The organism is Capnocytophaga felis (assembly GCF_009684755.1).
GTDB lineage: Bacteria > Bacteroidota > Bacteroidia > Flavobacteriales > Flavobacteriaceae > Capnocytophaga > Capnocytophaga felis.
This window is the reverse complement of record NZ_BLBC01000005.1, coordinates 403793-424278: the sequence shown is the minus strand read 5'-3', so window position 1 is coordinate 424278 and position 20486 is coordinate 403793. Positions and strand designations below refer to the sequence as shown.

Annotated in this window: 23 protein-coding genes; 1 reads left to right on the top strand and 22 read right to left on the bottom strand. The window is 33.2% G+C overall.

Translation table 11 applies throughout. From position 1 onward, the window contains the following. Positions 1–31 precede the first annotated feature (31 nt). The gene (locus tag GN105_RS03150; RefSeq protein ID WP_155283979.1) at positions 32–250 is read left to right on the top strand and encodes a hypothetical protein; all 219 of its coding nucleotides are present in this window, start codon (positions 32–34) and stop codon (positions 248–250) included. On the opposite strand, the gene rfbA is transcribed toward GN105_RS03150, so the two are convergent. From rfbA to GN105_RS03040, 22 genes are read right to left on the bottom strand one after another with little or no spacing between them, the layout of a single operon-like run. Further along, positions 239–1111, bottom strand: coding sequence for a glucose-1-phosphate thymidylyltransferase RfbA (gene rfbA / locus GN105_RS03145; protein ID WP_155283978.1), 873 nt, complete (start codon positions 1109–1111; stop codon positions 239–241). The two genes, GN105_RS03150 and rfbA, sit on opposite strands and share 12 nt — an antisense overlap. 9 nt (positions 1112–1120) lie before the next feature. Beyond that, on the bottom strand, positions 1121–1444 hold the full coding sequence (locus GN105_RS03140; RefSeq protein ID WP_155283977.1) for an L-rhamnose mutarotase: 324 nt from the start codon (positions 1442–1444) through the stop codon (positions 1121–1123). Between the two features lie 4 nt (positions 1445–1448). After that, on the bottom strand, positions 1449–2588 hold the full coding sequence (locus GN105_RS03135; protein WP_155283976.1) for an adenylyltransferase/cytidyltransferase family protein: 1140 nt from the start codon (positions 2586–2588) through the stop codon (positions 1449–1451). A gap of 38 nt (positions 2589–2626) precedes the next feature. After that, positions 2627–3880 carry a protoporphyrinogen/coproporphyrinogen oxidase gene (locus GN105_RS03130; protein WP_155283975.1) on the bottom strand — a complete coding sequence of 418 codons (1254 nt, stop codon included), beginning with the start codon at positions 3878–3880 and terminating at the stop codon, positions 2627–2629. A 6-nt stretch (positions 3881–3886) separates the two neighbouring features. Beyond that, entirely contained in the window at positions 3887–4645 is a 759-nt protein-coding gene (locus tag GN105_RS03125) for a glycosyltransferase family 2 protein (protein WP_155283974.1), read from the bottom strand. 11 nt (positions 4646–4656) lie between these two features. Beyond that, positions 4657–5643, bottom strand: coding sequence for a glycosyltransferase family 2 protein (locus tag GN105_RS03120; RefSeq protein ID WP_155283973.1), 987 nt, complete (start codon positions 5641–5643; stop codon positions 4657–4659). A gap of 3 nt (positions 5644–5646) precedes the next feature. Next, the gene (locus GN105_RS03115; RefSeq protein ID WP_155283972.1) at positions 5647–6684 is read right to left on the bottom strand and encodes an EpsG family protein; all 1038 of its coding nucleotides are present in this window, start codon (positions 6682–6684) and stop codon (positions 5647–5649) included. After that, a complete protein-coding gene (locus GN105_RS03110; protein WP_155283971.1) occupies positions 6684–7418 on the bottom strand; it encodes a glycosyltransferase family 2 protein in 735 nt (244 codons plus the stop codon). The genes GN105_RS03115 and GN105_RS03110 overlap by 1 nt, the downstream gene beginning before the upstream one ends. 2 nt (positions 7419–7420) lie before the next feature. Beyond that, on the bottom strand, positions 7421–8482 hold the full coding sequence (locus tag GN105_RS03105; RefSeq protein WP_155283970.1) for a hypothetical protein: 1062 nt from the start codon (positions 8480–8482) through the stop codon (positions 7421–7423). Then, the gene (locus GN105_RS13110) at positions 8451–9038 is read right to left on the bottom strand and encodes an acyltransferase (protein WP_173014956.1); all 588 of its coding nucleotides are present in this window, start codon (positions 9036–9038) and stop codon (positions 8451–8453) included. Before GN105_RS13110 ends, GN105_RS03105 begins: the two co-directional genes overlap by 32 nt. Beyond that, on the bottom strand, positions 9020–10402 hold the full coding sequence (locus tag GN105_RS03095; RefSeq protein ID WP_173014955.1) for a lipopolysaccharide biosynthesis protein: 1383 nt from the start codon (positions 10400–10402) through the stop codon (positions 9020–9022). The genes GN105_RS13110 and GN105_RS03095 overlap by 19 nt, the downstream gene beginning before the upstream one ends. Before the next feature lie 13 nt (positions 10403–10415). Then, complete coding sequence (locus tag GN105_RS03090; protein WP_155283968.1) at positions 10416–11123, bottom strand: SGNH/GDSL hydrolase family protein; 708 nt, start codon at positions 11121–11123, stop codon at positions 10416–10418. 6 nt (positions 11124–11129) lie between these two features. Then, on the bottom strand, positions 11130–12077 hold the full coding sequence (locus tag GN105_RS03085; protein WP_155283967.1) for a Gfo/Idh/MocA family oxidoreductase: 948 nt from the start codon (positions 12075–12077) through the stop codon (positions 11130–11132). 10 nt (positions 12078–12087) lie between these two features. Further along, positions 12088–13047 (bottom strand): Gfo/Idh/MocA family oxidoreductase, encoded by a 960-nt coding sequence (locus tag GN105_RS03080; RefSeq protein WP_155283966.1) that lies wholly within the window; start codon positions 13045–13047, stop codon positions 12088–12090. Between the two features lie 35 nt (positions 13048–13082). Beyond that, the gene (locus tag GN105_RS03075) at positions 13083–13850 is read right to left on the bottom strand and encodes an oxidoreductase (RefSeq protein WP_155283965.1); all 768 of its coding nucleotides are present in this window, start codon (positions 13848–13850) and stop codon (positions 13083–13085) included. Beyond that, positions 13847–14641 carry a nitrilase-related carbon-nitrogen hydrolase gene (locus GN105_RS03070; RefSeq protein WP_155283964.1) on the bottom strand — a complete coding sequence of 265 codons (795 nt, stop codon included), beginning with the start codon at positions 14639–14641 and terminating at the stop codon, positions 13847–13849. The genes GN105_RS03075 and GN105_RS03070 overlap by 4 nt, the downstream gene beginning before the upstream one ends. Further along, positions 14641–15933, bottom strand: a complete 1293-nt coding sequence (locus GN105_RS03065) for a glutamate-1-semialdehyde 2,1-aminomutase (RefSeq protein ID WP_155283963.1) — start codon at positions 15931–15933, stop codon at positions 14641–14643. Before GN105_RS03065 ends, GN105_RS03070 begins: the two co-directional genes overlap by 1 nt. Then, positions 15933–16652, bottom strand: coding sequence for an acylneuraminate cytidylyltransferase family protein (locus GN105_RS03060; protein ID WP_155283962.1), 720 nt, complete (start codon positions 16650–16652; stop codon positions 15933–15935). Before GN105_RS03060 ends, GN105_RS03065 begins: the two co-directional genes overlap by 1 nt. A 7-nt stretch (positions 16653–16659) precedes the next feature. Beyond that, positions 16660–17694, bottom strand: a complete 1035-nt coding sequence (locus GN105_RS03055; RefSeq protein ID WP_155283961.1) for a nucleotidyltransferase family protein — start codon at positions 17692–17694, stop codon at positions 16660–16662. Positions 17695–17698: 4 nt separating this feature from the next. After that, positions 17699–18862 carry a UDP-N-acetylglucosamine 2-epimerase gene (gene neuC, locus GN105_RS03050; RefSeq protein WP_155283960.1) on the bottom strand — a complete coding sequence of 388 codons (1164 nt, stop codon included), beginning with the start codon at positions 18860–18862 and terminating at the stop codon, positions 17699–17701. Continuing rightward, complete coding sequence (neuB, locus tag GN105_RS03045; RefSeq protein WP_155283959.1) at positions 18859–19866, bottom strand: N-acetylneuraminate synthase; 1008 nt, start codon at positions 19864–19866, stop codon at positions 18859–18861. The genes neuC and neuB overlap by 4 nt, the downstream gene beginning before the upstream one ends. Then, positions 19863–20450 carry a NeuD/PglB/VioB family sugar acetyltransferase gene (locus GN105_RS03040; RefSeq protein ID WP_155283958.1) on the bottom strand — a complete coding sequence of 196 codons (588 nt, stop codon included), beginning with the start codon at positions 20448–20450 and terminating at the stop codon, positions 19863–19865. The genes neuB and GN105_RS03040 overlap by 4 nt, the downstream gene beginning before the upstream one ends. Between the last annotated feature and the right edge of the window lie 36 nt (positions 20451–20486).

Here is a 20486-nt window from a genome sequence, read left to right as displayed (position 1 = left end):
ATCTAAAATATCCGGTCGTGTTATAGAAAGTATGATGATAGTTTCGATTGTCAGGCTGAGCGAAGTCGAAGCCCTATTATTACAAGGCTTCGACTTCGCTCAGCCTGACAGAAATATACTCTTTTTTAGAGTATCATACTTTTTACACCACTACCAAATATCCTTATCTACCAAAGCTCTTTTTAGCTTGACTACATTGGCAGAGGAATTTTGTAACTTACTAAAAGGCAACAAAATTTTATTTCAATAAATCAATCAGATATTGCCCGTATTGGTTTTTGAGCATTGGTTGGGCTAATTCTTGTATTTTTTCGGCGGAAATCCAGCCTTTTTTATAAGCGATTTCTTCTAAACAAGAAATTTTAAGCCCTTGACGTTTTTCGATAGTTTCCACGAAATTGGAGGCTTCAGACAGCGAGTCGTGTGTGCCTGTATCGAGCCAAGCAAAACCTCGTCCTAATAGTTGGACTTTCAGTTCGTTATCTTTTAAAAACTCTTGATTTACAGTGGTGATTTCCAATTCTCCACGTGCCGAAGGCTTTATATGTTTGGCAATGTTCACGACTTTATTAGGATAGAAATACAGCCCAACGACAGCATAATGTGATTTGGGTTTTTCGGGTTTTTCTTCGATGGAAAGTACGTTTCCTTCCGAATCGAATTCGGCGACTCCATATCGTTCAGGGTCTTTTACCCAATAGCCGAAAACGGTTGCTTTACGCTCTTTTTCAGCAGTTTCAACGGATTGTAGAAGCATTTTGGTAAAGCTTTGTCCGTAAAAAATGTTGTCGCCCAGAACCAAGCAAACATCGTCATTTCCAATGAATTGCTCTCCGATAATAAAAGCTTGTGCCAGTCCGTCGGGCGAGGGTTGTTCGGCATAACTAATTGAAATTCCGTAATCGCTCCCGTTGCCTAAAAGACGTTGAAAACCAGGTAAATCCTGTGGAGTGGAAATGACCAAAATCTCCCGAATACCCGCTAACATCAACACCGAAAGCGGATAATAAATCATCGGTTTGTCATAAATGGGTAATAGTTGCTTTGAAATACCTTTTGTAATAGGATAAAGCCTTGTCCCTGAGCCTCCTGCGAGAATGATTCCTTTCATAATATTAATTTATTTCGTGTAAAAAATTTGTTCCATTGTGTGCCACCATTCTCCTTCTTTAAGCTCCAAAGGTTGCTGGCAAGGATCAGTCTCTGCCCACCAACGTTGTGTTTCGGGGTCGGCAGCCATTTTTTGCATATCTTCTTCAAAATTGTCGCCAATATATTCAAAATAAGCAAAAAGAAGCTCATCATTTAATAAAAAAATGGAATAATTTCGAATATTACATTCGCGGATTTTATCCAAAACGGATTTCCACGGATTGGCGTGCAATTCCCGATAATAAGCCAATTTTTCAGGTTTTATTTTAATAACTTGTCCAAATCGTTTCATAAATTTATTGTCTTCTTATTCTAATTTTTAATGCCTTTTCAATAGGAATATCCGACAAAACCACCAAATAACCTCCTCCTCCTGCACCACTAAGTTTATAACCAACTACTGTTTCTGGTAAAGAGGCAATTTCCTTGCGAATTTCATCATTTAACATATTAGGATATAAAGCAACTTGTGCATCAAAAGAAGAGGTCATCGCTTTTCCTGTGGCTTTTAAATCTTTTTGAAGTAAGGATACCCAGAATTGTTGTGCCGCCTCGGATAGTTTTTTTACTTTTTCGGGTGTAACATTCGCTCCTTCTGTTACGTGAAGACCACTATGTCGAGGCTGTAAAGGCAATAAGTACAAATGTCGTTCTATCCAAGAAAGCAAGTCACTTGATAAATTTTTCTCAATTTTTTCTGGCCAAAAACCTCCTTCATACCAATAATAGTTAAGTCCCGGAAGTACTATTCCAAGTGCATCTTGCGAGCCACTGATGTAATCTTCTCCTGGAAAATTTTCGTAGGAAAACAAAACCTTAGCTAAATGCTCTTTGTCTCCTTCGGGAATATCAGTATGCCAAAGCTCAATAGCTTTTTTGCGTGTGCTTGTTGACATCCCACTACGGTCATTAAAATCATAATCCGGTTCAATACAAATAGTTATGACAGGACCTGCACAGAATTTAGACACTGTCGGCTGATCAAGCCAGCCACCAGCCAAATCAATCCGATAGGGAATAAGACATTCCTTACGTAAAGCCGTTGTGCTACGAGCAGGCAAATTTCCGTGCGGAATTCGCTTGCTTACGTAGTATTCCACTCCTAACTCTTTGCACAAAGCTTCCTTAGCTGGCGAATGTCCATCTTCATTAACAAAAAGGATATCTGGTTTTAGTTGTATCATATCCTCTTTAAAATCCAAAATCCCTGAACCTGAATTGACCCAAGCATCTTTTACAAACCGTAATGCTTTTACCATATACAAACGTTCTTGTTCTGGATTGATGGTTTTTCTGGCTTTGAGTTCTTGAATGGTTTTATCTGAACCAATGCCTACATACAAATCTCCCAACTGTGATGCTTCTTCAAAAAAAGCAACGTGCCCTGAATGTAACATATCGTAGCATCCTGAAACAAATATTTTTTTTCTATTCATACATTTTCAATAACTGTGGCTTTTTAGAATTTGTATTATTATGCTAATTTTGACTCACTTTCATTTTCTTGACACAATTCTATTGCTTCAATGATGTTGTCTTCAATGGAACAATAAGTCCAACTGCCATAACGACCAATGGAATATATATTATGTTGGGCTAATTGTTTTTTGAAATCCTTAACCATTTGTACACTTTTTTGATTAATATGCACATAGGCTGGATTCATCACTACACTGTGGTAATCCACCAATTGTTCATCAGTAACAACACCTATTTTCTTTAAGTCAGAAAGTACTTTAGCTAAAACATCTTCTGTGTTTCCAATATCAGCGTCTTTCGGAAAACCAAGCTCCACGTATAAAGACATTCTATCTGACTTTATGATATTATCATAATACCCTAAACGATAAAAACAAATATCTTTATCGGGAACATACACCCAGCTACTTTCTTCGTCTTTTCCTTTTTTATCAAATCCCAAGTTAAATACCATTACTTTATTCCAAGTAAAGGCAGATTTATCAAAAGGAATATTACATAGTTCAAGTAATTTTGGAAAAGGCATTGTTGAGATAAGCCTATCAAAATGAATTTCTCTTTTATTAGTATATGCTACTTTATTAATTATATCAATGTTTTGTAATTCTTCGTTCAAGAAAACCTTATTTTCATCAACATTTCTGAACAAAGATTTGACGTATTCTATTGCACCTTGTGATGAATAAACAAAATAATCATTGTAAGAACTATTATTTTCTTTTTTAAAATTTAAAATAATTTCTTCTTTGTTTGCTTTTGGGAAAAATCGTCCCATAGCCTCTGCGTCTAGGTGATTTAAATCGCAGGCGTACAGTTTTTCGTTGTATGGAATTAAAAATTTATCGGATATACTTTTGCCTAAATTGGCATATACCATATCTTTAAATGTTTTTACTTGAATACTTTCGGTATTAAATAGGTCGTATAAACATTCTATGAACTCTTGTTTGTCAAGTTGATGAATGTTTTTTTGAAAAGGAAAATCAATGTATTCACCCTTGTAGTATATTTTTGTTACTTTTTTTACTGTTTTGAGAGTATCTGGTTCTATGTGTTTACAGACTAATTCTTTTAATTTTTCGTCTCTGAAATGAAAAAAATGTCCAGAATAATCCCATACATATCCATTTCTTTTAATGGTTTTGCAATATCCACCAATTTCTTGGTCTTTGTCAATCATCAAATAATCATTGTTAGTGAAAGTTGCATATGCAATTCCTGAAATACCCGCTCCTACGATTAAATCCATATTTCTCTATTTATTGTATTTTAAAAAACCATTGATTGCCCAATGAGTTAGGTAGTATAAACTTTTAAAAAAACCTAATTTTTCTACTTTGTAATACACGAGGAATTGAGGTTTTATAACCTTTTTCTTATTACCCGTGGTACTGCTTGCAAAAACTCGATAAGAGGCTAATACTTCTTGATTTCCGTAAGCAACATTTATTTTTTTTAATATTTGAAGCCAAAAAACAAAATCATCTCGAAGGCTTTTTAATTCTTCTTTGAAAAAAAAGTCTCCTACTTTTTCTCTGTCATATAATGCCGTTAAGCAGGATATCGAACAAGTTTTTAACAATTCATTATAAGTTACTGATTTAGGAACGATAAAAGGTTTTAATTTTTCATTATCATTTTCATCAATTCGCTTGTAAGAAGCAAATACTAAGGCTGCATTTTTTTGTTTTAAAAAAGCTATTTGTTTCATAAAAAAATTAGGTTCCAGCAAATCATCTGCATCTAAAAAACAGATATATTGCCCTTGTGCATTGCTTAGGGCATTATTTCGGGCTGTTGCTGAACCTGCATTCTCCTGCTTTAAAAGTTTTATTCTGCTATCTCTTTTAGTGTATTCTACAACTATGTCTGCTGAGTTGTCTTTTGAGCCATCATCGACAATAATCATTTCCCAATTTGAATATGTCTGTGCTAATACTGATTCGATGGTTTTGCCTACATATTTTGCACCATTATACATTGGGGTTATTATTGATACTAAATTATTTTTCATTTTTGTAAAATTTAATATTTTGTTTTTATCCAGCGGTATGTTTTGTAAATCACTCTTGTAATAAAAGGCATTCGAATAAGCATAAAACTTATTGTTATTTTCTGTAAAAGACCATAATTATTACTACTAAATACATACTTAAATTTATTAGCTTCAGGGTGAATTTCATAGAAGTAATGCGTATATTTTTCGTCTAAAGTAAACATTTTTTTCCAAAAAACAAGCATAGTTCGAAATTCTTCTGTATATTCGTTCTGTGCTGGCTTCAATATCTCCTCAAATATTTCAATTGAACGAATTGTATCATCAATGTATGATTGATTCATTGTTTTGGTGATAGAATTTGTATTGTATTGAGTATAATGAAGAAAAGCTTGTGGAACATATGAGACCTTGTTTGTAGTCAGAAAAACTTTGAACATTGTTTCAAAATCTTCTCCCAAATTAACCTTACCTGTGGGCATTAAATCATTTTTCAAATAAAATTCCCGACGTATCAAAGTGTTGCATAAACTTGGATGAACTCGCCCTAGCATAATACCTTTTATGTTATGGCTGATATCTGTTTTATACTCTTCTTTTCGGTATTTTTTTTTACCATTTAAAAAACTAATGTAATAATCACAAGTAACTACATCGCTTTTTTCTTCTTCAGCTTTTTTGTACAAAGTACTTAACATATTAGGTTCTATCCAATCATCTGAGTCTATTTGTATGACATATTTTCCAGAAGCAGCGAGCATTCCCTTTCTTCGAGTTTTGCCAACGCCTAAGTTAGTTTCGTTTTCAATGAATTTTATGTCGTCTTTTCTTTCAGACTTATTAGCTTTTTGCTTGGCAATTTCAAAGCTTTTATCAGGAGTACAGTCATTTATCATAATGTATTCAACATCGTCTAAATCCTGATCAAATACTGAATTTAAACATCTTTCAATGAAAACTTCGGCTTTGTATATAGGGATAATAACTGTTGTTTTGTATTTTTTACTTGCTTTCATAAGCTAAAAATTAAGTTCATAATGGTATTTGTTTTCTTCAACGAGAAGAAACGTATAGAAAGAATATGTTGAAGGAATTAAGAAAATAAATAATAGAGTTAATCTGGTTTCGACGTTTTTTGTTTTTTCAAGTAACATTGGTACTAAAATAATTTCTAACAGCCTAAAAAACATATTAAATCGTGTTGCTAACAAATTATATTGAAAAAGAGAGATATAAATAAAAAAACCTACCAAGTACATAATAAATAATTTGTCGAAGACAGGATTTTTAATCATTTTTCCAAAATAATACAAGACAAACGATAGCAATACCCTTGTTGTTATTTGAAACATTGAGGTCGATTCAGAAAAAAGTGTCATATAGACATTACTAACACCCAAAACATCAAATAAAAGCTTTCCTAATAAGTCCAATTTGAGACATACCATAGAAAGCAAAAAACCTACTAAAAAGAACTGCTTTATATTTATTTTATATATAGTTACCAGATAGGCTATAATTATAAGAAAACCTGTCAAATGAACTAGACCAGCAACGGTGCTCAATAAAATTACATAAAATAACTTCTTTTTAAAAATGAAAGGTAAAGAAAAGATGAAAATACCCATTGCTATTCCCTGTCGCATACCATTAAAAGGATAGGTAAGGTAAAATACCAACAGATAAATAAAAAATGATATAAACATATATTTTATATCCATTTTTTTTAATCCTAAGTACACTGGGAAAATAGATAAAAAAGCACAAACAAGGAAAAAATAGAGGGATTTTGCTGTGAACAATTTTATAAATGAAACAAGAAAAACAAATCCAGGCTCTACTGCAATCATTTGAAAAGTAGAGGTCCTAGAAATAGGAGATATTGCTTTCCAAATATCTAAATAAGCAAGATAGTCTATTCCTGTATTGACTCTAATGCCTGCCAAAAATATAAGTAATAGCATTGAGAAAATTGTTATAATTTTAAATGCTTGCTTATAAATTAACTGAATAACAGAGAGATAAAAAAAGTATAAATATAAAATGAAATATATCATTATATGTATTTTCTGTAAATTTCATAAAACCGACCCAACAATAATTCTTTCAAGAACTTGTTGAGAAAATATCTGTTATGTTTTTTTCCTGAAATATGTCTTTCTTCTATCAACAAATCTAAGGCAGAAGATGATGATAGTCCCCCATACAGAAATTTTGACACAATGACGTCTTTGTATTTGAACTTTGCACCTTTATTATATATATCAAAAAAGAATTTATAATCAGCACATATTTTATAAGTTGTGTTGAACAAATGCTTTTTGTGGAGGTTGCTTTTAATGAAAGTACTTTGGTGACAAAAAGGCATTCCTTTCTCTAGATGATTTATTGGTAAAGGTTTTTTTAAAGAGGTCTTTTTAGGAAAAAGAACAATCATATTTCCGTATATTACATCAACTTCTTTTAGATTATTTGCTGTGAAAAATTTATTCAAAACATCATTGTTGTAAAATTCATCTCCTGCATTCATAAAGTTTATCCATTCCCCAGTCACTTTGTTTATACCTTTATTCATAGCATCATAAATTCCCTTATCTGGTTCACTAACCCAATAGGCAATTTTATCTTCGTATTTTTTGATAATATCAACTGTACCATCGGTACTTCCTCCATCAATGATGATGTATTCAACATTGTTGTAATTTTGATGAATTACAGAAAGTATTGTTTTCTCAATTGTTTCTACTGCATTAAACGAAACAGTAATGACAGAAATGGCAGGCTTTTGCATTATTAATTTCCTTTTAACATATTTCCTAATTCAATCAAGGAGATATATTGTATCTTGTTATCGGTGAATTCATCTAAATATTTTATATATGAATCCTTTTGTTCGGGATTTTTAAATTCTAAATCTTTAACTATTGAAAAAGCTTTTACACTGACATTTGTGTTTATGGGATATACTACAGCAGCACTTCCCACCCCTAAAACTATGTCAACGTCGTTATAATCTAAAAATTCGGAAGGTACATAATTTGGCACCACAAAATGAAAAAAAGACCTTATTGTTTCTGGATTCCCAATACGTGGATGCCCTTTTAGGCATATAAACCAATCCGATGTCTGTGCTTTGTTTAGAAAATTTTTAAGTTTGTTGTTAGATTTTTCAGTAATAAAATCTATATCTTCTTGCGACACAAAAAATATCACCGTTGTATTACCCTTTTTAGGTATTTTATATAAATACTTTTTACTAACATTAATTTGCTCTTTGCTTTGATCAATTTCTTTCACTGAATATTTCCAAAAAGCAAATTCAAGCGCCTTTCCAAAATATCTAGATACAAAATAAACACTAGTAATGTTAGACACGATTTTTCGAATCCAAAAATACCTCCAATATGCAAATGATAACCTGCTCATTTTTACGAGTCCAAGGTCATCATAATGTTTGTAATAATAAAAATTAGCTTGAGTTTTCTTAGTTAATCTCCCTACAATACCACAAGTAATCCAATCATCTATCCTTGAGAAAAAATAGACATCATTAAAAGATAAGCGATCTATTTGCTTATATATTAAATTGAATTCTTTTCGTTTTCTATGAAAATTCCAGATTTTCCAAGAGCTAAAATATATATACTCAATAAAAATAACTTCGGTATTTTGAATGGATAATTCTTTCACAAACCTATAAACCGACTGAACATTAACTACGCATAGTAAAATCTGTTTACCTTCATTTTTCTCGCAAATGGAAAGTGCGTACCGTAAATCGGCGGGAGCTTGCACAAAAATTAAAATATCGTATGTGTCTTTGCTAGTAAAACTTTCCTTGTTTTTTAAGTTCATAAAATAAATCTTTATTTCTGTATTTCAAAATTTTAGCGGGGTTACCACCTACAACAGCACAATCAGGAATATTCTTGGTTACTACAGATCCCGCTCCTACAACTGCCCCCTCTCCGATGGTTACACCTGGAACAATAGTTACGTTAGAACCTATCCATACAAAATCTTTTATAGTTACTGATTTTATTATATCTTCTTCATCATAGGGGATACTACTGTTAGACTCGTAATTGTGGTTTGTTGAAAAAATAGTCAACCCTCTTCCGGTGTGAAAATATGCCCCAATTTCAACTCCACCTGAACATTCAATAAGAGTATCTGACTTTAAATGACTTGTCGCGTCTATTTTGAATTTTTTCAAATCTCCCAATAGATGCAAAGTATATCCACCCTGCGAAATGAAATTAATTTTTTGTCCACTTTCAAGCTGATACTTTTTCAGCTTCAGCAAAAAAGGCAAGTATTCATATAAGACAAAAAATATTTTATGTATTTTCAGTTTCAATAAAAAAATCATCAACTTATCTTTCATTTTTTTCAAAATTTTAATCTCCATTTTTTATAGCAAAAATATCCTAACCCCATCATTAAAAGAATTATTTTTATTCCGAACAAATGCCACGAGGTTTCCATGACACTACTGAAATAACTTACCCCTATAGTTATTACTGATAGGATTAACAAATTATTGTATCTTAACGGAATATAGTAATTTTTTTTTGCATAAACTATGGATACAATAAGTACGATGAGCGCCGTTACCACTGTTGCCCATGAAGCGCCATACGCTCCGTATTGAGATACTAAAAGCCAATTCGATAAAAGATTAATAATTGCACTAAAAACATAAATCCACATCATTGTGTCCGAGCGTTTATTCTGATAAATCATCAAACTGAAAATTCCTGCCAAAAAATTCAATATCACAGACAACACCAACATAGGAACGTAGTTCACAGAAACATAGTAGCGTTCATTTAAAATCAGTATCACATCCTTTGCAAAAAGTGTTGTAAAAATCCCTACACTGAAAATAACCAAAACCAACATGTTATTGTTTTTTTGTATCTTATGTTTAGCCCCCTCACTTGCTAAGCGGTAAAACATCGGATTATAAGCGGTAAACATTGCTCCTAATAAAATCGTTGCCACACTACTGATCTTGAATGCCACCGAAAATAATCCAACCTCTTCTAAGGTAAAATAGTTTTCTATAAAAATCCGATTCGACATATTCATTACCCAAGACATTAATAACGAAGGTAGCATTGGCAATGAAAAAAGCAAAATATTACGAATAATAGTTCTGTCAATACTAAAAATAGATTTTTTCTTTGTTATGTAAATATATACGGGTAACATAATAAAATGACCTATCAATTTTCCTTTTAACAAACCTTCGGCTCCTTGTTTTTCCAAAATCACAAAGTAAACGATAAATCCTATTTCAGCCAAGAAAGAGGCAACCGAAACGATAAAAAAACTCATCGCATCTTCTTGTACCTGAAGCAACGTTTGCGGAACATATGCAAAGGCAGTAACATAGGAAATTGTAATTGCATATACAAAATATGGGTTAAATGGTATTTCGGAATATATTCTAGAAATAAAACTACCCAACAAAAAAGCCAATATCAGGAAAAAAGTCGCATTAACTGCTATCATAATAGCGGTATTACCAACAAATTTTTTCTTTTCCTCTTCATTACGATAATCATAATATACTCTAAACATAGAACGTTCTGTCCCCATCGAAAAGATAATAGACAAAACAGCGCATAAAACAAGCATTGACTCTACTATACCATATTCCGTAGGCGACAAATAATCGGTATAGAATGGTAGCAACACAAAATTTACCGCCTGTGGCAAAATCCTGCCTAATGCATAAATTATTGTATTTTTTACTATTTTCGACAAAACTATTATATTTTTAAAATACATCCATAAACGCCTTTTTTAATTTTTCGTATACCAACACGTTGCCTTCTGCATTAGGATGATATCCATCTTCATAAATTGGGTAGTTATATTTCCTGGCATCTAAAACATCGATAATCTCAACAAAACTATATTTTTTTGATACTTGATCTATTATCTTATTATATGTTTCTACATTCCCTTCTATCATAGCATTTTTTTCAACTAGTCTACAGTCAGGGTAAGGTATTGATATAAAAAATACTTTTTCTACACCATTGATCTGACACCTTGATAAATAATTTTCAATATTATCCTGGAATTTATCTTTTTTTACACGGGTATTTGTTTTTTTCCTTGTTCTAAATTTTTTAACGAGTCTTAAATAAAACTGATACTTATTTTGGGGTAACAACTTAATTATAATCTTATCGAAATTTGTTAGCAAACGTGGGGCGCAATCTACAATTCCCAATTGTAGGACAACAATATTTGGATTGTAAAACTCTAAACAATCGGCTCCTTTAGGTAGATTATCAACCTTGTCTCCCCCTCCTTCCGTAACCAAAATATCAGTAGTTATAGCTCTTCTAAAAATACTGACAAATCTTAAATTATCAAAGGACTCACTTAATTTGTAAAACCACGTATCTTCAAATGTATTAGTATGTCCAGGTAACGAAGTAGAGTCTCCTACACATACTACTATTTTTTTTGCCATAATTAATTAATGATATTTACATATTTTTAGATATACATCTTCTATCATTTTTTTCTGGTCTTCTACTGAATAAAACCGTGACAGGTCGTTTTCTAAAAATGCTTTAGTTTGTAAATAAAGTCCTGGCTTGTATTTTTTATCTAAAAGATCGTCTATTTCTACTGGATTTACAGCCACTGAGCCTATATTTTGTATTTGTAAAGTTTCCATAGGTTTAAAATACAGCCTATGTTTGGGAGTACAAATCTCAACAAACCATCTTCCTGGCGAATTCCAATTGGCGTGATATGAGAATAGTACTTCTTTATCTGTCATACCTGCCCCAGAATAAATGGCTCCTTTTGGGTGCCAATTAGTTCCCCCTTTTTGAAAAGAGGACATTGAGGTTGGTTTTCCTGCTAAGAAGAAAGCTAAATCGACAACATGTGATGAGTTACCCAAAAACCAATAGTTAAATCTTTTTCCCCCATCATACAATTTTTCGATTTCGTGTCCCCACTCGGTAAATTCAAAAATAAGAGAGGTTATTCCTCCATCATTTTTTATCATCTCTTCTGCTTTGAATATCGAAGCATAAAATCTGCGGTTATATGCCAACAAAACATTAGCATCCATTTTTTTTGTCAGATCTACTAATTTATCTATCTCATTTGGAGTACAAATGCCTGGTTTTTCGAGTAGTATGTTCTTAATTCCAAAATTCAAAAGAATCTCAGTTGTTGCTGCTAATGCTTCAACATTGACCGCTACGATAGCGTGAGATGGTTTTTCGGGCTCTAACGCTATATAATTTTCAATTCCTCCCTCTATTACAGTGTGTTCAGTGGCTAATTCAAATTTTCTTACATTTTCTCTTCCCCTACCTATGGCAATATAATCAATGTTTAATCCTTTTAAAACTTTTGCATAATCAACTGCAATATTTCCAGTTCCTATCAACCAAATTTTTTCCATTGTTATTTTTTTATGTGATTGGACAACTATTACCTTCCTCTCCCGTAGTATCATTATAAAACTCTAATAGTGATTTAACGAAAGGCAAATGTAGTTCCATTGATTCTTTATATGATGTTAATTCAATTTCATTGTTAATCAAATCTTTTATAATTCTACCTGTGAGTTGACTTTGAAAAGGCACTTCAATTTCTTGGATTTCCAAATTACCAGTAGAGGACAAAATCATTTTTCTATTTATTTCGTCAATTATAAATTTATTACTACCTGATAGAATGGTCACAATGGGTGCTTCATTCATTTTTTCTAGTGAACTAAGTACAAGAACGTCCCCTCTTTCTGTTTTCCCAGTTAGAGTTCCCGAAAACTCGTAATAGCCCTCCCGTTTGCTTGAATGTATTTTGTTATCAAGTCCATTTGTAGTAATTGTAATTTCTCTTTGTCCTGAAAGATAAGCTAAACAATCAATGAAATGAATCCCGTTGCATCCTAACCCCCAATCTCCTCCAACAACCTGAAAAATTATTTTGTCATTTTGAATACTATCCTTAATGTTTTTATAATAGCTAAACATCCTACGTGGACAATTAACCCAAACATTTATAGCGTATTTTTCAAAAAGTTTTTCAGCCTCATAATACTCTTCTTTGGTTTGAAATAAAACCTTTTCTAAAATCATATTCTTTACTTTCTTGCTTGAAAGCAAATCTTTAATTACTGAAAGTCTGTTTTTTGAGCTAGTCGCAATAATGACCAAATCTAACTCACCACTCATTTGAGAGATGCTATTTAAATAGCATACCTTTTTTAGAAAATTATTCTCAGGAATTTCTTCGTACCTTTGTTTCGCTATTCTCAAAGATTCTTCACTGGGATCTACAACATCTATGTTTATAGTTTCCTCCGCAATTTTAACTCCTTGCAGGTGCCTACTTCCTAGCTGACCAGCCCCTATAATACCTATTTTCATATTTTTTATTTACTTTTACCAAACAAAAATTCTCTTCACAATGTAAAACCATCATCTACAACAATATTTTGCCCATTAACAAATTCTGAAAGATCAGAAAGCAGATAGACTAACGTTCCTGAAACATCCTTAGCATTAAGCATTCCTTTGTTTAAGCATAAGTTACCATAGGCTTTTAAAAAACTTTGAGGTTGTTTATCCTCTAATCCTCCAAGGGAAATAGCATTAACCCGAATGTTCTTACCCTTAAAATATTTTGCCATATATTTGGTCAGGTGCAGTAAACCCGATTTAATGGCAGCGTATTCCACAGGAGTTGTCATTGGGGTATTGTTATAAATTTCAAATCGAGGAGCAATTACTCCATAAATTGAGGAAATATTAATAATATTTCCGTATCCTTGCTCATAGAAAAACTTGGCAAAACATTGTGAGGTCAAAAAATATCCTCCCAAATTCATTCCAACATTTTCACAGAAATCATCATAATTGACGTCAAAGAAATGCCCTCCATAATTTTTATTCCGAGGATAAGCACTATTAACAAGTCCGTCTATTTTTCCAAATTTGGCAGAAACATTGCCAATAAGTTGCTCAATTGAGTTCTTATCCGTAATGTTTATTTTTTCGATAAAAATATCTTCAGAGCCGATTTCTACTTTAACTTTTTCAGCTAATTCAAGATTATACTCTGCCATAATGGCAACGCCTCCATTGTTAGCAATCGACTTACAAAAATCACGCCCCAAGAGTCCCGCTCCCCCTGTAACTACAATTACTTTTCCATCAAGCAATTTACTCATAATATATTTTTATACAATTCTATTTTTCTATCATTTTTCACGGGAAAATCTTGTCGATACCTATCTACTTCAGATATACTTATATCATATATGTCAATTTGTTCCGACAAACTTTCTCCTTTGAGTTCCTCTCCTATGGGAGAAAATATCTGACTCGATTTTTTGTAAGTCAGCCCATTTGCATCTCGCCCAATTCGATTGACCCCAATCATAAAAACTTGGTTTTCTATCGCTCGTGCATTAAGCAACGTGTTCCAGTGTGTTACCCTACGTTCAGGCCAATTGGCTATGTTGATAATTACTTTATTTTTCTTTGATAACCCTTGGTACAGTTCAGGAAAACGCAAGTCGTAACAAATAGTCAAACCTATTGGAATTTCTTGAATTTGGCAAGAAACCAAATCGTTGCCACTCACATAATGCTCATTTTCATTGGCGTATGAAAATGGGTGTATTTTTGCGTAGTTAGCTAATATTTCTCCTTTTGAACTAACAACAATTAAACAATTCATTGCCTTTTGCTCCCTTTCTATAACAACTCCGAATGCAATGTTTGTTTGATAATCCAAAGCACATTTTTTGAAAAATTCAATTGTTTGAGAATCTGGCAGTCGTTCCTTAACAACATTACTATTCATTGTAAATCCTGTTAGGGTCATTTCAGGGAAAATAACCAAATCAACATGCTGTTTCTTCAGTCGAAAAATCAATTCAAAAACGTCAAGGATTTTGCTTTGATTTTCCGACTTATTTTCCCAACTCTGGTTGAGTGATATTAAGCTAACTTTCATTAATTGTACTTTCTAAATACAGGTTTTATAACAGCTCCTTGCAAATGTTTTTCTACGCCATCATTCAATGCTTTTGAGTACACCTTCAATGCTTCTCGAGTTACTTCAAGTGTTTTTTCTAATTCAACGTCAGTGTGTGAATACGAAACTGCAATCCAAGGCATCAAGACTCCATTTCTAATCATTTCTTGAGAAAATAACGTTCTAAAAGCAAGAGAAATATTTTTGTTAGCGTCTCTAGTTATATAATTTGGGGAACATTCTATTCCTCCCACTTCAAAGCATTCGCTAATACTAAACTCTTTAGCTATTTCATTCATTCCTCGTATGAGTTTTCTTCCATAATTCCACATATGTTCAACAACATTATTTTCTTTATAGAATTGAATAGTTCGTATCAATGCTCCAAGCCCACACATTTCTGCTCCATGCGTAGTAGAGGTTAGGAAAACTCTTTCAGATCCTTCTTCCTTAATTCCTCCTATCCTCATAAACTCACGTTTTCCCGCAAGTGCTGCTACAGAGAATCCATTCGCCATTCCCTTTCCGAAGGTACACAAATCAGGATCAACATCATAATAAACCTGTGCTCCTTGCAAATGCCAACGGAAACCAGTTATCATTTCATCAAGAATGAATAAAGCCCCATTTTTATGACATAATTCTTTTACTTTATGTAAAAAATTATCTATTGGATGTGAAGAGGTCGCAGGTTCAAGTATAACTCCCGCAATTTGATTGGGATATTTTTCGAACAAACCCTTGAGCGATGTAATATCATTATACTTAAAGTTCAATGTCAAAGCATAATGCTCTTGGGGTATTCCACGCGTTAAAGGTGTATCTCCGATAAACCAATCATCATACGAAAAGAAAGGATGGTCGAAACAACGAACGATATACTTTCTTCCTGTATAAGCCCTTGCCATCTTTATGGCTGCTGAAGTTACCGTGGAGCCGTTCTTAGCAAATTTAACCATATCAATGGAAGGAATTAAATCAACAAAGGCTTCGGCAGCTTCTAACTCTACTAAAGAAGCCCGAGTAAGATTATTACCTTTCCAAATTTGCTCAATAGCTGCATTAGCAACGTTTTCCTCACCGTAGCCTAAAGTAACAGCTCTTAAAGCCATTCCATAATCCAAAAACTTTTCTCCTTTAGGAGTGTAAAGATAAGCTCCCTTCCCTTTTTCAAAAATTTGCGGTGCATTTGAAGGGTACTGATCATCACCTCGGCTATATGTGTGACATCCCCCTGGAATCACATCATTTAAACGCTCACTATAATTCATCAGTTTATTTTGTTTTTAATTTTTAATTCCATGATTCTTTCAATAATCTGAAAATCTAACAAATCATCTACCTCAAAAGACTTATATTTTGGCATCAAATAAGGTAATGTCAATTCGTGGTAAAAAGTCTTTTCTTGCATATAATACTCTATACTTGACAAATACAAAGATCCTTCAAAGAAATACAAATCGTCAATATCTTGTCTTCGTAGGGTTTTCATTTGATTTACATAAGATTTCAAAAGTCCTTCTTCGGATATCTTAACCAAAAAAGCAGGATGACAAGCCTCTATTTTAGAAATTCCTACAATGCTTTTTGCATAAGAGTGGTTGAGTAACATTTCTATGCACTTGTCGATATCTTGTGTATCCCTTAAAGGAGAAGTAGGTTCTACCAGTAATATATAATCAAAATTATTGTTCTTTTTCTGGTAGTATTCAATGGTATGGATTATGAATTCGGAAGAGGGAGAGGTGTCTGATGCTAATTCTTTTGGACGCAAGAAAGGTATCAAAACTCCAAAACTTTCGGCCACGTCGGCTATTTCACGGCTGTCAGTTGACACAAATATTTCATCTACATACTTACTTGCTTGTGCTTGCTCAATTGACCAACCTATGAGGGGCTTCCCACATAATGGTTTTATATTTTTACCAGGAAGTCCTTTACTACCTCCACGAGCAGGGATAATTGCTAATATTCTCTTTCCGTTGTACATAATATATTTATAAATGTTTTACAAATTCTTGGGCTTGATAATAGTCCACAGGCTTACCTATATCTACCCAATATCCGATGATGGGGTCATACACTAATTTTCCTCCCTCATTGACTAATTGTTCCATAACATCAGTAATATCGCAGTATTCTCCTTTTTTTATTTTCTCAATAAGAGTTTTTTTCAAAATGTAAATTCCTGCATTTGAATAATATATAAAACTTGGTTTTTCTTTGAAATTCAATACTTTATTTCCATCAGTTTCAAAAACGGCATAAGGTACATCTACCTTATACTCAGTGGAAGCCACCGACATATCGGCATTTTCCTGAATAAGTTTTAAATATAGTGATTCAAAATTCACATTGGTGAATAGGTCGCTATTCATCAGCAAAACATGTTCGGAGGTTAAATTTTCTATCAGAGCCAAAGCTCCTGCTGTTCCCAAGGGTTTATCCTCCCAAACATATTCAATTTCAATACCCTTAGAACTTCCGTTTCCAAAATAATCAACAATTTGATTCCCTAAATATTTTACAGAAATGTATATTTTTCTTATACCAAAAGAAATAAGCCTATCTATATTATGTTCAATTATTGGTTTTCCTCCCAAAGGCAACATCGGTTTGGGTACAGTGTCTGTCAGTGGGCTGAGCCGTTTTCCACGTCCACCTGCCATAACCATGGCTTCCAAAGGAAGCTTTGCGTGTGTTTTGGCTAAATCTACCAAATCTACCATTTTACCGCTTTCGTCCAAAACAGGCAAGATTTTAATGTCTGCCTTACGGAATTCTTCAAAACTTTGGTATTTTCCATTCTTGGTCAAATGTTTAAATTCTCTGTTACATATTTGTCCAAGAGGTTTTTCTAAATTTTGGTTGTAAGCTATTGACCTTCGGATGTCTCCATCAGTTACTGAACCTAAAACTCGTCCTTCATTATCTACGACAAACAGAATTAACCTACTCAAATGCTTGATTTTGTTCAATTTTTTGAGTCCTTCAACTAAAGTACTGTTTTCGTTGATTAATATGTTTTTCATCCGTTTAGTATTTAAAATTAACATCATAAAAAGACTTCTTCAAGTTTATCTTTTTATTTTTTCTAATTATGCTAATTATTTGTTCAGCGGCATTGCCTTCCCCATACAATTGTGGTTGATGTTTTATTTTTTGTTTGAAGTCATTACTAAAAGCCATTTCAATAGCTTGGTATATTTGTTCAGCACTACCATTTGTATGGATGACACTTTCGTTGCTCACTCGTCCTTTTTGCCTATCTCCAATGTTAATTGTGGGGACACCAAATACCGGAACTTCCAAAATGCCGCTTGACGAGTTACCCACAACAGCATCTACATATTGCAAAGCTGATAGATACCGCAATTGTCCTAATGACTTAAATTCTACTGCTTTGTTTCTGTTGTTGGTTACATAATCAGTTATCATTTTGTTAATTATACGTCCGTTTTTATCGGAATTGGCGTGAGTGAAAATAATACCCACTTCTGGTAATTTATCCAAGATGTTCAATATATTTTCAAAAGTTTCTGTTAGGCTTTCTTTTTCGAGTGTTACGGGATGATATGTAACCAATATATTTTTCTCTTTTAATTGAAAATTAATAGATTTTTCAAATTCCTCTTTACTTAGAAGGTTTAAATTCTTAATAGAATCCAATCCAATAGCCCCTACATTAAAAACAGTGTCAGGGTGTTCTCCCAATTGTATTACTCGCTTTCGATAAACTTCTGTCGAAGTAAGATGCAAATGACTAAACTTAGTTATGCTATGACGAATAGCTTCGTCATATGCTCCCTCTGTTGTTTCTCCTCCGTGGATGTGGGCGATGGGTATATTTGCCATTGAAGCTGCAATTACTGCTGCCAAAATTTCGGTTCTGTCTCCTAAAACTACTACCAAATCGGGTGTCAAATCTCGATAGACATCAGCGAATCCGATTATCGCTAAACCTATTGATTTTGAAATTCCTATTGATGAATCAGATGATAAGATGCACTCTACCTGTTTATCAACTTCAAATCCCGATTTTGTAATTTCATCAATGGTATAACCAAATTCGAGAGAAAGATGCATACCTGTAGCTACTAATTGCAATTGTAACTCTGAATCATTCTTGATGAGTTCCAATAGCGGACGTAGCAAGCCAAATTCCGCACGTGTTCCTGTAACTACACAAATCTTTCTCATAATTCAATCAATTCATCTTCCTGAAAATCTCGTACAGCCTTCTGTCCCAAAGCAGAATCCCATAACATAGGTGAAATTCCTGTTCCAGGGCGTTTTACTGAAATATTTTCCTCTGTAAATACTTCTCCTTTTTTGATGTATTTAATTGCTACAATGCTTTTTCGAGCAATAGGTTTGTTTTTTATTTCGGAAGGGGAAGGCTCTTTCACTCCCGAACCGCCAACTGCCTTTTCAATGTTACGAATCGCCTCAACCATCGCTTTTAATTCATTGGGTTCCAATGATGCTTTATGATCAGGTCCGGGCAGATTTTTATCCAACGTGAAATGTTTTTCGATGACTGTTGCCCCCAAAGCAACCGCAGCCACAGGTACTTCAATACCTAATGTATGATCGGAATAACCTACTTTTACTCTCAATTCGTTTTGGATATGTAACATTGCCTTTAAATTTACATCTTCCATTGGAGTAGGATATTCCGTGTTACAGTGCAATACAGTAATTTTATCCTTTGCTATTCCGTTTTTAATCAACACGCTTACAGCATTTTTAATTTCCTGTATATCAGCCATTCCTGTAGAAAGAATAACTTCTTCAAAAAGCTGAGCTGATTTGCGTAAATATGGTAAGTTTGTGAGTTCTCCTGAAGGGATTTTGGCAATTTTTATACCTAATTTACGTAATAATTCTAATGATTCTGAATCAAAACCCGTAGATAAAAACTGAATGCCTTTTTGGTTACAGTATGCAATCAATTCATTATGCATATTTTCTGATAGCTCCAACTTTTTGAGCATTTCAAACTGAGAATCATTGTCTCCTGTGTTTTTGTCTTGATAATCAGCTCGTTGGGTAGATTTTGTTACTAATTTTTCAGCTTTAAATGTTTGGAATTTGACATAGTCCACGCCAGCCTCGAAGGCAATATCAACAAGTTTTTTAGCTTTCTTAATATCACCGTTGTGGTTAACTCCTACCTCTGCTATAATTAGTATTTTGTTCATCTTTTTATAAAATTTCCTGCACTAATGACACTATTCGCCATAACTTTAATCCCATTTGAAATAGTTGCATTACTCCCCACAAACGTCCCCCTACAAATGACACTATCCCCATTTACAACGCTACAAGTGGAGATATGGCAAAAATCTTCAATTTGCACACCGTGTTCAATGTTGGCCTTAGTGTTGATAATGCAATGCCTCCCTATATGAACCCCTGCATTAATTATAGCTCCGTGCATTACTACTGTTCCTTCTTCGATCACAGCGTGTTTAGACACATATGCCATAGGAGAAATCACCGTTGCTAATTTCACTTTATTTGCCTTTAAAAAGTTTGCTATCTTTTCTCTGATGGTGAACAACTTTATTTGTCCAACTGTTATTAAAAAGAATGTATTATCGTCAGATAATACGGGAATTAAATCATCACCTCCTAATACGGGATATCCTAAAACATCTCTCTGAGAAATATTATCTAATATACCTTTTATTTTATATTTGTTTTGTTGCTCAATAACATCAATAACTGATAAACAATGTCCACCACCACCTACTAACACTATATTTGGTTTTTTGCTATTCATAAGTACCTTAACGTTTACTATGTGTTGTGTTCTGAA

Coding starts and splice junctions, on each gene's coding strand:
- GN105_RS03150 (WP_155283979.1), top strand. CDS start 32: ATGATGATAGTTTCGATTGTCAGGCTGAGCGAAGTCGAAGCCCTATTA.
- rfbA (WP_155283978.1), bottom strand. CDS start 1,111: ATGAAAGGAATCATTCTCGCAGGAGGCTCAGGGACAAGGCTTTATCCT.
- GN105_RS03140 (WP_155283977.1), bottom strand. CDS start 1,444: ATGAAACGATTTGGACAAGTTATTAAAATAAAACCTGAAAAATTGGCT.
- GN105_RS03135 (WP_155283976.1), bottom strand. CDS start 2,588: ATGAATAGAAAAAAAATATTTGTTTCAGGATGCTACGATATGTTACAT.
- GN105_RS03130 (WP_155283975.1), bottom strand. CDS start 3,880: ATGGATTTAATCGTAGGAGCGGGTATTTCAGGAATTGCATATGCAACT.
- GN105_RS03125 (WP_155283974.1), bottom strand. CDS start 4,645: ATGAAAAATAATTTAGTATCAATAATAACCCCAATGTATAATGGTGCA.
- GN105_RS03120 (WP_155283973.1), bottom strand. CDS start 5,643: ATGAAAGCAAGTAAAAAATACAAAACAACAGTTATTATCCCTATATAC.
- GN105_RS03115 (WP_155283972.1), bottom strand. CDS start 6,684: ATGATATATTTCATTTTATATTTATACTTTTTTTATCTCTCTGTTATT.
- GN105_RS03110 (WP_155283971.1), bottom strand. CDS start 7,418: ATGCAAAAGCCTGCCATTTCTGTCATTACTGTTTCGTTTAATGCAGTA.
- GN105_RS03105 (WP_155283970.1), bottom strand. CDS start 8,482: ATGAACTTAAAAAACAAGGAAAGTTTTACTAGCAAAGACACATACGAT.
- GN105_RS13110 (WP_173014956.1), bottom strand. CDS start 9,038: ATGGAGATTAAAATTTTGAAAAAAATGAAAGATAAGTTGATGATTTTT.
- GN105_RS03090 (WP_155283968.1), bottom strand. CDS start 11,123: ATGGCAAAAAAAATAGTAGTATGTGTAGGAGACTCTACTTCGTTACCT.
- GN105_RS03085 (WP_155283967.1), bottom strand. CDS start 12,077: ATGGAAAAAATTTGGTTGATAGGAACTGGAAATATTGCAGTTGATTAT.
- GN105_RS03080 (WP_155283966.1), bottom strand. CDS start 13,047: ATGAAAATAGGTATTATAGGGGCTGGTCAGCTAGGAAGTAGGCACCTG.
- GN105_RS03075 (WP_155283965.1), bottom strand. CDS start 13,850: ATGAGTAAATTGCTTGATGGAAAAGTAATTGTAGTTACAGGGGGAGCG.
- GN105_RS03070 (WP_155283964.1), bottom strand. CDS start 14,641: ATGAAAGTTAGCTTAATATCACTCAACCAGAGTTGGGAAAATAAGTCG.
- GN105_RS03065 (WP_155283963.1), bottom strand. CDS start 15,933: ATGAATTATAGTGAGCGTTTAAATGATGTGATTCCAGGGGGATGTCAC.
- GN105_RS03060 (WP_155283962.1), bottom strand. CDS start 16,652: ATGTACAACGGAAAGAGAATATTAGCAATTATCCCTGCTCGTGGAGGT.
- GN105_RS03055 (WP_155283961.1), bottom strand. CDS start 17,694: ATGAAAAACATATTAATCAACGAAAACAGTACTTTAGTTGAAGGACTC.
- neuC (WP_155283960.1), bottom strand. CDS start 18,862: ATGAGAAAGATTTGTGTAGTTACAGGAACACGTGCGGAATTTGGCTTG.
- neuB (WP_155283959.1), bottom strand. CDS start 19,866: ATGAACAAAATACTAATTATAGCAGAGGTAGGAGTTAACCACAACGGT.
- GN105_RS03040 (WP_155283958.1), bottom strand. CDS start 20,450: ATGAATAGCAAAAAACCAAATATAGTGTTAGTAGGTGGTGGTGGACAT.